This window comes from Anaerolineae bacterium (genome assembly GCA_013178015.1).
Lineage (GTDB): Bacteria > Chloroflexota > Anaerolineae > DRVO01 > DRVO01 > Ch71.
The window spans coordinates 107462-119867 of the sequence record JABLXR010000006.1 but is presented as its reverse complement, the minus strand read 5'-3'; the positions used below and the strand labels follow the sequence as shown (position 1 = coordinate 119867).

Annotated in this window: 13 protein-coding genes; 3 read left to right on the top strand and 10 right to left on the bottom strand. The window is 66.8% G+C overall.

Annotated elements, in window-relative coordinates; genetic code table 11:
- Positions 1–58: 58 nt before the first annotated feature.
- From HPY83_03430 to HPY83_03410, 5 genes are all read right to left on the bottom strand, one after another.
- Positions 59–991 (bottom strand): hypothetical protein, encoded by a 933-nt coding sequence (locus tag HPY83_03430; GenBank protein NPV07002.1) that lies wholly within the window; start codon positions 989–991, stop codon positions 59–61.
- 100 nt (positions 992–1091) lie between these two features.
- The gene (locus tag HPY83_03425) at positions 1092–2174 is read right to left on the bottom strand and encodes a P1 family peptidase (protein NPV07001.1); all 1083 of its coding nucleotides are present in this window, start codon (positions 2172–2174) and stop codon (positions 1092–1094) included.
- 91 nt (positions 2175–2265) lie between these two features.
- On the bottom strand, positions 2266–2466 hold the full coding sequence (locus HPY83_03420) for an AbrB/MazE/SpoVT family DNA-binding domain-containing protein (GenBank protein NPV07000.1): 201 nt from the start codon (positions 2464–2466) through the stop codon (positions 2266–2268).
- A gap of 18 nt (positions 2467–2484) precedes the next feature.
- Positions 2485–2721 (bottom strand): hypothetical protein, encoded by a 237-nt coding sequence (locus HPY83_03415; GenBank protein ID NPV06999.1) that lies wholly within the window; start codon positions 2719–2721, stop codon positions 2485–2487.
- A 50-nt stretch (positions 2722–2771) separates the two neighbouring features.
- Positions 2772–3542 carry a sugar phosphate isomerase/epimerase gene (locus HPY83_03410; GenBank protein ID NPV06998.1) on the bottom strand — a complete coding sequence of 257 codons (771 nt, stop codon included), beginning with the start codon at positions 3540–3542 and terminating at the stop codon, positions 2772–2774.
- Between the two features lie 207 nt (positions 3543–3749).
- On the opposite strand from HPY83_03410, the gene HPY83_03405 reads away from it, so the two are divergent.
- Complete coding sequence (locus HPY83_03405; protein NPV06997.1) at positions 3750–4622, top strand: DNA-binding protein; 873 nt, start codon at positions 3750–3752, stop codon at positions 4620–4622.
- A 43-nt stretch (positions 4623–4665) separates the two neighbouring features.
- On the opposite strand, the gene HPY83_03400 is transcribed toward HPY83_03405, so the two are convergent.
- From HPY83_03400 to HPY83_03390, 3 genes are all read right to left on the bottom strand, one after another.
- On the bottom strand, positions 4666–5910 hold the full coding sequence (locus HPY83_03400; protein NPV06996.1) for a DegT/DnrJ/EryC1/StrS family aminotransferase: 1245 nt from the start codon (positions 5908–5910) through the stop codon (positions 4666–4668).
- A gap of 169 nt (positions 5911–6079) precedes the next feature.
- Complete coding sequence (locus tag HPY83_03395) at positions 6080–7189, bottom strand: hypothetical protein (protein NPV06995.1); 1110 nt, start codon at positions 7187–7189, stop codon at positions 6080–6082.
- A gap of 10 nt (positions 7190–7199) precedes the next feature.
- The gene (locus HPY83_03390; GenBank protein ID NPV06994.1) at positions 7200–8282 is read right to left on the bottom strand and encodes a uroporphyrinogen-III decarboxylase-like protein; all 1083 of its coding nucleotides are present in this window, start codon (positions 8280–8282) and stop codon (positions 7200–7202) included.
- A 326-nt stretch (positions 8283–8608) separates the two neighbouring features.
- Here HPY83_03390 and HPY83_03385 point away from each other — a divergent pair, with 326 nt between their 5' ends.
- Complete coding sequence (locus tag HPY83_03385; protein NPV06993.1) at positions 8609–8800, top strand: rhodanese-like domain-containing protein; 192 nt, start codon at positions 8609–8611, stop codon at positions 8798–8800.
- A 582-nt stretch (positions 8801–9382) separates the two neighbouring features.
- Here HPY83_03385 and HPY83_03380 read toward each other — a convergent pair.
- Both HPY83_03380 and HPY83_03375 read right to left on the bottom strand, forming a co-directional pair.
- The gene (locus HPY83_03380; protein NPV06992.1) at positions 9383–9865 is read right to left on the bottom strand and encodes a hypothetical protein; all 483 of its coding nucleotides are present in this window, start codon (positions 9863–9865) and stop codon (positions 9383–9385) included.
- Positions 9866–10062: 197 nt separating this feature from the next.
- On the bottom strand, positions 10063–10296 hold the full coding sequence (locus HPY83_03375) for a hypothetical protein (GenBank protein NPV06991.1): 234 nt from the start codon (positions 10294–10296) through the stop codon (positions 10063–10065).
- A 515-nt stretch (positions 10297–10811) separates the two neighbouring features.
- Between HPY83_03375 and HPY83_03370 the strand changes: the two genes are divergently transcribed.
- Positions 10812–12359, top strand: a complete 1548-nt coding sequence (locus HPY83_03370) for a thiamine pyrophosphate-binding protein (GenBank protein ID NPV06990.1) — start codon at positions 10812–10814, stop codon at positions 12357–12359.
- Positions 12360–12406: the final 47 nt, after the last annotated feature.

Here is a 12406-nt window from a genome sequence, read left to right as displayed (position 1 = left end):
TCCTCTCCGGAGAACCGGAGCCGCGCTGTTGGGGAGATGGTCGAGGCGGCGGCGCTCCTCAGTAGGCGCGATGTCGCCTCCAGATGTCGTGGATGAGGAGGTAGCTCTCCACGGGCATGCCAGCGAAGACGCAGTTGCTGGTGCCGAAGATGTAGCCGCCGCCGGGCTTGCCCTTCTCCAGGGCATACTCGGCGGAGCGGATCATCTGCTCCCGGGTGCCCGTTTGGAGCAGGGAGCAGTCCACGTTGCCGATGAGGCAGAGCCGATCGCCGTAGCGGGCCTTCACCTCCCCGATGTCCACGCCGGCCATGGGGTCGAGGGAGTGCAGAGCATGGGGCTCGCAGGAGACCAGGTCCTCGATGATGGGCATGATGTTGCCATCGGTGTGCTTGATGACCCAGGCGCCCATGTCTTTGTAAGCCGAGACCAGTCGGTGCAGGTACGGAGTGACGAACTGGGAGAACTTCGCCGGAGGCAGGAAGGGGCCCTGGTTGACGCAGTAGTCGGCGCAGAGGATGAAGCCGTCCAGCCCCTGATCCAGCAGGTACTTCCCCCGCTCTAGGGCCTCGTCCACCCGACTGGCCGCCTCGGCGTGAGCCTCCTCGGGGTGATCGTAAAGCCAGTAGACGAACTCCGTCATTTGGTCGCCGGAGGGGATGCTGTAGGTGGCGTCGCCGTGGGCCATGAGCAGGTACTGGTCGCCCGCCAGATCACGGATGTACTTCACCAGGGCGGCGATGTCGGGAGGGCCGGCTGCCTTGTTGATCATGATGATGGAGTAGTCGAAGCGCTGCGCGACGGTCACGTAGAGGGCGGCGTTGTGGCGGAGCATGCGCTCGCGCTCGGCGCCGGTGGCCGCCTCCAACTGGGCGGGCCAGTACCAGTCCTGTCCGAAGACCTCTTGGGTGAGGTGAAAGACCAGCTCCATGGTGGGCACGTAGTCCGGGGTGCCCCCGGTGAGAGCGCAGATGGCGCGTTCCTTGTGGGTCATACTGCTCGGATCTCCAATCTAGCCAGTGGATGGTCGCTAGTGGCTAGCAGGCCGCCGCGTCTTCCTTCACTAGGCGCCGTCCACTTGGAGCCCGGGTCTGTCAAGAGTGTGGGCCGCGGCCGTACCTGGCCATCACTTGCTGCAGCCGGTCCAGGGGGAGGGCATGGGCAGTGCGGCCGAGCTGGCCGGTCATAGTCTGGGCGGCGGTGAGCGAGTTGAGAATGGCCTCCTCCACCGCCTCCACTGCCGCGTCGAAGAGGGGGTTCAGCTGGGCCAGAGGCATCATCCGCACCAGCGCCGGGGCGCGGGTGTCGCGCGGATAGTGATTGCCGGTGGCGAAGGCGAGGAAGAGGTCGCCGCTGTAGATGTGGCCCCGGCTGCCGGTGCGGCTGAGGCCGATGGTAGCCCGCTGGGCCAGGGCTCGGCACTGCTGGGGGAGGAGCGGGGCATCGGTGGCCAGGATCACGATGATGGAGCTGGCGGTCGAAGGCCGATCTCGTGCCGGAGGGACGAGGTCGTACCCGATCTCCCGGCCTACGGGCACGCCATCCACCAGCAGGTAGAGCCGGTCGCCCTGGTTCGTCTGCACCAGGGCCCCCACGGTGAACTTGCCGCTGTCGGTGGTGGCGACACGGGAGGCGGTGCCGATGCCGCCCTTGAAGCCGTGGCAGATGGACCCGGTGCCGCCGCCCACGTTGCCCTCGGGGACGGGACCACCCGTGGCTGAATCCAGCGCCTGGAAGACGTGGTCGCAGGTGATGTGGTGGGCGTTGATGTCGTTGAGCCAACCGTCGTAGATCTCCCCCACCACCGGCAGCCAGAAGGCCCCGCCGCCGATCCGCTGGCTGGCATAGAGGGTGATGGCGTCCCGGACCACGCCCACCTGGTGGGTGTTGGTGAGGGCGACAGGCGACATGAGGAGACCGGACTCTTCCACCCAGGCGATGCCGGTCATCTCGCCGCAGCCGTTGAGGGAGTGATACCCGGCGAAGGGGAAGTCGGTCTGACTGCGGTCCCCGCGAGGGCAGACCACGGTGACCCCGGTACGGGCCACGCGGGGTTCGTCGTAGTTCAGGGTAACGTGCCCCACAGTAACGCCGGGGACGTCGGTAATGGCATTGTGCTCCCCGGTGGGGAGGACGCCTATCTCTATGCCGAGATCGCGCAGACGGGCGCGAGCCATGCGATGCCTCCGGTGCAACTCCCGTCGGGCTAATGCATGCAAAGGGCGTGGGCTAATCCGGCCAAGCGCTGCGTTCCTTGAGTGCGTAGTCTCAGGGGTCCTCGGCCACCCAGACATCTCGATGGAGGCCGCGCAGGCGGGCGGCGCAGTCCTCGGGTGCAGGAATGACCACCAGGTAGCCGTCCCTGATCTCCACCAGTACGTGGTCCCCAGCCTCGATGCTCAGCCGACGGCCCGCATCCGGCGGTGTGGCGATCCCCAGTTCGGGGCCGACGCTGGCTCTCTCAGCCATCCCCAACACCTCTCGGGCTCACCGGGACCGACCCCGTTCCGCCAGCTCTGCCATTCCCCGCGGCAGTACCCTGCGTCTGACCTCGCGCTCCACCTCCTCCGGACTCCAATCCGGGCGACGGTCGAGGATGGAGCCCCGCACGATCTCCACCCCGTCTTCGAACATCTGCGCGGCGATCAGCATCCGCTGCTCGGGGGCCATGCGGCGGTAGATCTGCACCCGCAGCGCCTCCGTTCGCTTGTCTCGAACTGCCATGACCGATCTCCAGCGGCCCCGCCCCAGCACGCCAGGTGTCTGTCGCTCTGCTACTCCGCTCCCAGCTTCTTCAGGTACTCATAGCTGATGGCCAAGCTCTCGAAGGGGTCGCGGCGAGTGCGGTCCTGCTCCACCACGTACCAGCGCACTCCGGCATAGCGGCAGGCGTCCATGATGGCGGGCCAGTTGAGGTTGCCCTCGCCCACCTCGGCGAAGACCTGGCCGCCGTCGGCGATGACCATGTCCTTGACGTGGACGACGGGGATGCGTCCCTTGACCAGTCGGATCCAGGCCGCGGGGTCGCCGCCGCCGTGCTGCACCCAGTAGGTGTCTATCTGAGCCATGAGGTCGCGTGGGTCGCTGTTCTCCAGGATGAGGTGCATGCCGGTGTGGGGGCCAAAGCGCACGAACTCGAAGCTGTGGTTGTGGTAACCTAGCCGGAGCCCGGCATCGCCTAGGCGGCGGCCCAGCTCGCTGGCCTCGCGGGCAAAACGGCGGAAGCCTTCCTGTCCCTGGTCTCGATAGTGTTGGGGCATGGAGGGGATATTGACCTGCTCTGCACCCCACAGCCGGTGCTCCTCTATCACTGCTTCGAGATCGGTCTGAATCCTGTCCATGGCGGTGTGACTGCTACACGCCGTCAGGCCCTCGCGGTCCAAGAGGCCCTTCCACTCGGGGGCCGTCAGCGGGCCTAGGCCCGCCATCTCCACTGCCCGGTAACCAGCCTCCCGCACCTTGGCCAGAGAGGTGGCAATCTCGTCTCGAGTCTTCATGTGGTCGCGCACGGTATAGAGCTGAGCCGCTATGCCTCCCCGCTCCATCAAGCCCTCCTGAAATCGCTGGTGACGGGAGCAGTGTCCTTCCATCCCTCTCTGAAGTCAAACCCGGGCCCGGTGGGCGAAAGAGGCCCGAGCCCCTGGAGGCATTGACTGTCGTGGTTGGGGGGCGCTATAAGGCGGGTGTTGGCGTTAGTCGGCCGAGCTGGCATGGCACCGGCCCGGCTCCAGGGTGAGATCTGGGAGGTCAGGATGGCGGCTCAGAGCCCCAGCAACGAGGAGATCGCTCGTCTGCTCGAGCGCATCGCGGCCCTGCTGGAAGCGCAGGGAGAGAACCCCTTTCGCGTGGGGGCTTATCGCAACGCAGCCGAGAGCATACGCTCAACGGAGAAGAACGTTAGCGACCTGGTTCTGCAGGGAAGGGAGGCAGAGCTAGATGACATTCCAGGCGTCGGCGAGCGGCTGATGGGCCTGATCGTGGAGTACGTGCGGACCGGTCGGTCCGACCTGCTGGATCGGCTGGAGGCGGAGGTGGACCCCAGGGCGGCCTTCTCCCAGGTGCCGGAGATAGGGGAGGAACTGGCCAACCGGATCGTGGAGGCACTCGACATAAGGACGCTGGAGGAGTTGGAGCAGGCCGCCTACGATGGCCGGCTGGAGAAGGTGCCGGGCTTCGGCCCGGAGAGGGTGGAAGCGGTCCGCATCTACCTGTCCGGTCTGCTGAGCCGGGCGGCAGCCACCCGCAGGCGGCAGGTGTCGGGGCGAGAGGAACCCCCCGAGCGGCCCCCAGTGAGCTTGCTGCTCGAGGTGGACGAGGAGTACCGTCGCCGGGCGGAGGCGGGCGAACTGCGGAAGATCGCCCCTCGCCGGTTCAACCCGGAGGGCGAGGCGTGGTTGCCTGTCCTAGAGACGGAAAAGGATGGATGGTCCTTCAGCGCCCTGTACTCCAACACTGCCCGAGCGCACGAGCTGGGCAAGACGCGAGACTGGGTGGTCATCTACTACGAGCGGGAAGGCCGGGAGGGCCAAGCCACCGTGGTGACGGCCACTGGTGGGAGGCTGGAGGGCAAGCGCGTGGTCCGGGGTCGCGAACCCGAGTCGCGCCGGTACTATAGTGAGGGGTGACCCGTGACGAGCGGGAACGTCACGGGTCACGGGTCGTGCGTCCCTAGCTGCTTCTGGCGAGGTAGTCCATGCCGGCGCGCAGGGAGTCGGCGATGTGCTCCAGGTCGGCGTCGGTGAGCAGGGGGTGCATAGGCGGGGCGAACATACGGTCACCGATGTCGGCGCTCACTGGGTAGTCCTCGTCTTTGAAGCCCATGTGGTGGAGGATGCGGCCCCGGTAGCGGTAGGTGGGCTGGTTGCCCACCACTAGACCCACGCCGGTATTCTCCGGCATCCATTTGAGCAGGGCGTCGCGCTTAGCTCCGGCGAACTCCTTGGGCACTAGGCAGGTCATGAGGTACCAGGTATGGTAGTAGCCCTCGGGCTCGGTGGGTAGCACGATCTCGGGTACCCGCTCCCGCAGCAAGGCTAGCAGTCGGTGCGCCCGATCGCGACGCCGCTCGATCATGTAGTCCAGCCGCCGGAGTTGCACCATGCCCACGGTGGCCTGCAGCTTGGACATGCGGTAGTTGGTGCCCCAGTACTTCTCGCTCCCCCAGTTACCCAGGGCCCGGATGCGCTCGTAGGCCTCGGGGTCATCGGTGGTGACCATGCCCCCTTCGCCCAGGGTGACGAGCAGCTTCTGGGTGTGGAAGCTGAAGAGAGTCATCCAGCCCTTCTTGCCCACCTTGGTGCCCTTGTAGCCGGCGCCACAGGCCCGAGCGGCGTCGCCGATGACCTTGGCCGGGCCGTACTTGGGGTGGGGATGGCGGCGGGCGACCTCTTCCAGCTCGTCAATGGGCGCCGAGAGCCCGTGATCGTGGACCACCAGGATGGCGCGGGTGCGCTTGGTGATGCGGCGTTCCACGTCTTCTGGGTCGAGGTTGTAGGTGACCGGGTTGAGCTCGCCCAGCACCAGGGTGCCGCCCTGGCCGATCACGGCCGTCTGAGTGCCGGGGTAGGTGGCCACTGGGCAAATGACCTCGTCTCCTGGTTCGAGGTCTAGAGCCATCATGGCCATGTCGAGGGCAGTACCGGCGGAGGTGCAGGCAAAGGCGTACTCGGCGCCGCAGTAGCGGGCGAACTCCTGCTCGAACTGAGGCACCTCTGGGCTGGGGTGGAAGCCTACCCGCCAGTCCATGGAGCGCCGCATCACGCGGAGCAGGGCCTCGACTTCCTCCTCGGTGTACCACGAGCCCAGGGAGGGCTCGCCGGGCACCGGATGCTCCTTGCTTATGGGCGGGAAGCCCGTGGGTATGGTGCGGTCGAAAGTGACGCTTTCTGTGTTCGAAGTGACGGAATCCTGCACTGCATCCCTCCTAGGGTGTGTCGTGATAGGACCGAATGGACCTCAAGCCAAGTCGCCGACGAAGAGGAGTTGTTCTTCGCGTCTTGGCGTCTTTGCGTGAGACCTGTCCACGTCCAGTGAGACTGGGGAGTCTGGCGCAAAGAGGCACAGGGCAGCATGGGTCTAGCGCTCACGCCCCGATGAAGCCTTCGCTCCAGAACACGGGCCTGTACCCCCGCTCGCTCACCCACTCCACCGCCCGCACCACCTTGTACTGTGCGTCGGGCTGGTAGATGGACAGCTCCCGGCGAAAGTACTGCTCGTGGATGAGGAGCTCGATCACCTCGGACGTGTGTGGGCTCGAGCTCACCGCCTCCAGCCGGGGCAGGACTTCGTCGAGGGCGTAGGAGTTGACCACCATGTCGCAGGAGACGTACAGCATGTCCATGTCTGGGTCCCACCAGTAGTCTCGGGCGGCAACGTGGTCGGCCAGCTCTTCGCTCAGGTAGTAGCGGGTGTAAGGAGTGCGTCCGTGACGCCGATCGAAGAGGCCGATCAGCCCCTTGACGCCCCGGTCTCTGAGAGCGCGCACGCCATCCCTGGTAGCCTCGGCCCAGTGGACGGTGGTGAAGGTGCTGGTCAGCTCGTCGCCGGCGAACCGCCGGATCTGCTCGGTCACCATGTCGTAGTCGCGGGCCAGCTCGTCGTAGCCGGCGTCCTTGTAGGGGCGGTCGGGCTTGTTCTGCCGGGCGTGGAAGGTGAGGCGCAGCCAGTCGGCGTTGTCCTGCCACTCGCCCATGAACCGATCGGGCATCTGGGGAAGCCGGAAGGTCTCACCATCCCAGACGCTGGGGTCGGTCTGGTAGTAGATGTTGACGTGGACCTTAGTGCCGAAGCGCTGGTGAATGGAGCGCCAGAAGGCCAAGTACCAGTGGTCGAAGAGAGAGGGATAGTCCCCTTGGGCCAGGTCCTTGAGGAAGAGGATGTTGTCGTCTATGGAGAACCGGTAGCGGGGAAATGAGTCGCGATCCCACAGAACAGGTACCACCGCGCTCGCCTCTCCGGCCCGTACCGTCAGGTCGCAGCGGTGGTCGTGCAGGAGGACGTCCGCCTCGAACCGAGCGCCGCGCCTCCTGACCTCATGGGCGGGGCGGCCGTTGCAGGTGACGGACAGGGCGGTGTCGGCTGGGGTGGTGCCGCGCACAGTGATGCGCAGGCCCTTGGGCGTCTGCACGCCGTCGTGCCGGTTGAGGATGTCGCCGCTCCAAGGCCAGGTGACCTGCACGCCTTCGCTACTCAACGGTTCCCTCCTAAGGTGCTGCTGGTTGTGTCGGGCGGACCTTGTCCATGGCCCGGGCCGCCTGGTAGAGCGCCAGGATGTTCTCGGTGGGGGTGTTGGGCTGGATGTTGTGGCACGGGGCGACGACGTAGCCGGTTCCGTTCGCCCCCAGAGTCTTCAGGTTGTGCTCCACTTCAGCCCACACGTCATCGGGGCTGCCGAAGGGGAGCGTCTGCTGGTTGTCTACGCCGCCGTGGAAGCACAGCCGGTCGCCGAAGTCGCGGGCCAGGCCCTCTTGCTCCATCCCGGGGCAGCGCCACTGTATGGGGTTGAGGACGTCGATCCCCATCTCGATCAGGTCGGGGATGATCTCCCGCATGGCGCCGTCGTCGTGGTGGAACACCTTGAGGGAGTAGGACCTGGCCATGGCAATGGCTCTCTCCATCTCGGGGCGGTAGAAGTCGGTGAACAGGCTGTGGCTGATGAGTAGCCCGCTCTGGCTGCCGAAGTCATCGGTCACCTGGGTGACATCCACCCGGCCACGGGCGGCCTGGAAGCCGGGCTCGTAGAGGGCCATGAAGGTGTCGGTGATGCGCCGGAGCAGATGACGGGTGAACTCCGGGTGGAGGATGGGGTCGGTGAGCGACTGCTCCAGGCCGCGGAGCTTGTTGTGCCAGAAGAAGATGGCGGTGTAGCCGTACTGGACGGCGCGATGGCTTCGGGCCTGGGGTAGGTCGGGCATGACCGAGTAGTCGTACCAGTCCGGGCTCGGCCAGGGGTAGGCGTCCACGTCGGCGATGGTTTGGGCCTGGGCGAGGGGGTAGCCGACCTGCTCCCAGTAGGCGCCGGTCAAGTAGTCTTGCCGGCGATACTCCATGCCCCATTCGTCCACGCGCCGGTCCGGGCCCAGGTCCGGCAGTGGCGGCCCTACGTACTCCGGGCCGATGCTCACGATGCCGTCCACGTCCAGGCAGTCCCAGACGCCCATCATGTCGGCGCAGCCGAACAGCCGCTGCAGGCGGGCGGAGACCTCAGGTGTGGCCCACATGTCGGTGGGCAACCGGTCCAAAGGCCGACGCTCGATGGCGGCCAGCACTCGCTCTCGTCGGGTCAAGCTCTGCTCCTGCCGGACCACGGGCCGGTGGGGTAACGGTGGCCCCATTATGGGCCAAAGGCGGCTTCGCACAAGGGCGGCTGCAGGGCTGAGTGGCCCGGGAGACGCAGCGTCTGGATGCCGGCGAGGACGGCGCGGGGTAGGGTCGGATCACTGTGTCCGCCCAGGGCAGGTACAGATCCAGCCTCTATGGGGCAGGGTCCGCGCTAGGGAGGCAGAAGCGCCGGCCACCCTGGGGCAGGCTTGACTGGGGCTAGGGCGAGGGATACGCTGCCTACCGGTGTCGTTGTCATCGTCTGTGACATCTCGTTGGTCAAGGAGGATATGTGGAGACGCTCATCACCCCCGAGGAGTTGCGGCGCCGGCTCGACCAGGGCGAGGACATCACCGTGGTGGACGTGCGACCGGCGGAGTCGTACCGAAACGGGCACATCCGGAGTGCGATCCACATCCCCCGGGATCGGCTGCCATCGCGCCTGGAGGAGATCCCGCGGGATCGGCCTGTGGTCACCTATTGAGGCTTCCGCCATCCCGGCCGCTCCAGCAGCGAGAGGGCCGCGGACCTGCTCCGTGAGAGCGGATACGATGCGAAGGCCTTGCAAGGGGGATTCCCGGCATGGGAAAGGCTGGGATATGAGATAGAGCGAGGATAGAGCGCCGGGCAGTAGCGGTTCCAGGCTCTCCACCCGGTTCACCGTCATCCAGGCCGTAGAGCCGGAGGAACGGGTGCCGGCGAAGGAAGGCCTCGATCGGATCGGTGGGGCAGAGCGACGAGTTCCGAGGGCAAAGCCCTATCCTACCGCCAGGAGTGTGGCTGCCGGTCAGGTGGCGGCCAGGCTCAGTATGAAGGTCACGGTGACACAGGTACAGCTGCAGATCAGGGCCAGGATGATGATGAGCGCGGCGACGATCAAGACCATCGAACGCGCGGCGGCAACTTCGTCCATGTGGACCTCCGGTTCCCGGTGAGCTCAGTTAGCTCGCGCTGACGGCGGCCGACCGCGGCAATGCGCCATAGCAGGATACGACCTTCGCCGTCTCCGTAAGGCGGCCCACAGCGATGGGGAGTGTCGCTCGCGGCCAGCTCCGGGAGAGCGCGTTCAGAGGTCGGGCAGTCGTTCCCGGAGCGACTCGAGGAGGGAAGACAGGTCGCGCAGGGCGCTCTGAGCCTGCTCCACAGCCTCTTGCGCTCGTGCGAGATCCCGTCGCTCGCAGAGCAACTCCCGTACTTGGCGCAGGTTCGCCAGAGTCTTGTCGCCACCGTCGGCTACGGCGTCGTGGAGCGAGGAGACGGCAGACGGAGGCGGCACCGCCCGTAGCCGCCCGATGCTTCCTTCGCCCCGAGCGATCAGATCGTTCAGCCTGCCGGTGGAGCAGATGCCGTCTATCTCCCGCAGCCGGAGCACGTCGCCGTAGAAGGCGAGCACGTCCTGGGCCCAGGTGGTGAACTCAGCCAGGGGAGCTCTCATGGCGGCGACGTACCGACCCAGATCGCTCCGGCCCAGCAGCTCGGCCGGGCTGCAGGCCAAAAGCGGCACCACCACTAGCGCCGCCAGCACCGCGACTACTCTCAGTCTTCGCACCGCTGCCTCCTCCATGCCTTTCGCGCTCGACTCAGGCGCCAGAATGCCTCGGTCCATCATCTAGACGTGGCCCAGGCCCGTAGTGGTTCCGCGCACTCATTGTACCAGGGTGCGGGAGTTGCACCTACTGCGGCAGAGGCGGGATGACGGGAGATGACTCTACTCCGTCTCAGCCGGGCCCAGCCGCGCGGAGGGGCTCAGTCGGCGCGGCCACGGGGCCTCCTGGGGCCGGAAGGGCGGGGATTGGCGGGCGCTTTCGTGGGGCGGCCTGTGTGACCCAGCGCTTCTAGACAGCGGCGGACGTCGTCCTCCTCGGCCATGAGAAAGCCGTCCACGCTCACCACCGGCAGAATGTCGGCCATGACCAGGCGGCCGAGCTGCCAGGGCGAGATTCCGAAGCGTCGCGATGCCTCCATAAGCGTGATGAGCACAGTGCCACCTCTGTGGCAGTGACCGTTCCCGTTGTCCTCTATCGGCTGCAGTGGCTCCGGCCTGAATCGGAAAGAAGTACCGGCTGGACTGGTGCATGGCAATCAAGGCACACGCCGGCAGTGAGGGCGAGCCCTGGTGGCCAGGCCTCACTGGAAGAGTCTGCGTCCGCAGACGCGGAGCCAGGGCGACGAGGAGTGAGCCTCCTCTGCGGGCCGAGGCCGAACACAAGGTTCGCCCCTACGCATCGGGACTGCGGGCTATCTGTGTCCCACGCTTGCCCCATTCTGAGATGTGCCCTCGGGGCGACAGGGGGCGAGAGGGGGTGCTATAATCGCCGGCTGCGGAGGTTGCGCTTTTCCGGACCCCGCCCCGTCGGGGCAAGCGAGCGGAGAGGACAAGGGGAGCGATATGACTGGAGCGGAGATACTCATCAGGTGCCTGGGGGACGCCGGGGTGGACCGGATGTCGGTCCTCTGCGGCAAACGGGCTGAACCCCATTTTGCATCAGGCCAGCATGGCTGGCATGACTCTCACCGATACGCGGAACGAGCAGACCGCTTCCTACATAGCCGACGTGACCGGACGCCTGACCCGCCGGCTGGGGGTGTGCGCTGTGAGCAGCGCTGTGGGCCACACCAACGCCCTGATCGGCGTGCTCAACGCTCACTTCGACGGCGGGCCCATGCTGCTGCTCAGCGGCACCAGCTCGCGCCAGCATTGGGACATGGGCGTCTTCCAGGAAATGGATCACCTGCCGCTGGTGCGGTCCATCACCAAGTACGCCCGGGTGGTGGAACGGGCGGAGAACATACCGGTGTACGTGCGCGAGGCTGTCGGGCGGGCCATCGCGCCCCGGCCGGGCCCGGTACACCTTACTGTGCCCCTGGACGTTCTGGAGGCCGAGGTGCCTGCGGAGCAGGTGCGGTGGGTGCGCCAGCCCCAGGCGCTGGCCACCGCCGTGTCGCCGGGAGACGAGGATCTCGTCCGAGATGCAGCCCGACTGCTGGCAGCTTCCGAGAGGCCGGTCCTGGTGGCGGGCTCTGGCCTCTTCTACGTCCAGGGTGGCCCGGCGCTGGCGGCTCTGGCCTCGGCCCTGGCGCTCCCCGTGGTCACCCCGATCTGGGACCGGGGCGTGGTGGACCGGCCGCAGGACTGGTTCCTGGGGGTGATTGGGGCGGCTAGCGGCAGCGCTTCGATCCTTCCGGACGCTGACCTCATCCTGCTGGTGGGAGCACAGGTGGACTACCGGGTGGGCTACGGCCTCCCGCCCGCCTTCGACCGCGAGACCCGGGTGATCCGCATTACTGCAGACGGGGATCAGCTGCGCCAGGGAGTCGAGCCCGACCTGGCCATCCTGGGCGACCCGGGGACCGTGCTGCGGCAGCTGGCAGAGGAGGTTGAGCGCCAGGGAATGACGCGGGCTTTCCGACCCTGGCTGGAGGAGACGCGGCGCCGGGACCGGGAGTTCCGGCGGGCCTGGCTCGAGGAGCCCGCACCGCCCTCGCCGCCCATGACCGGCCGCCACATGGTGGACGCCCTGAGGCCTTTCCTCGATGAGCAGACGGTATTCCTGATAGACGGCGGCAACATCGGACAGTGGGCCCACATGGTCCTGGCGGCCCGTCAGTACCCCAGTCACTGGCTCACCTGCGGCGCCAGCGGGGTCATTGGGTGGGGTATCGCGGGAGGCATGGCCGCTCGGCTGGCGTACCCGGACCGCAAGATCATCCTGCTCTCGGGAGATGGCTCCTTCACCTTCACTCTGGGCGACCTGGAGCGAGCCTCGGCGCAAGGGCTGCCCTTCGTGGTGGTGCTGGCCGACGACTGCGCCTGGGGTATCGTAGTTAGTGGGCAGTGCGAGGCTTACGGCGAGCAGGGAGTGGTCTGTAGCCGCATGGGCCAGATAGACTACGTGAAGATGGCCGAGTCTTTCGGCTGCCTGGGCATCCGCGCCGAGAGTCCGGACGAGATCGGGCCTGCTATCGAACGGGGCCTGGCGGCGGACGTGCCCACCATCGTACACGTGCCCATCGCCGTGGGCGGACCGGCAGACATCAAGTAGGGATCGAGCACAACAGACGATCGGCGGAGGCCGGCATGTGACCCGAG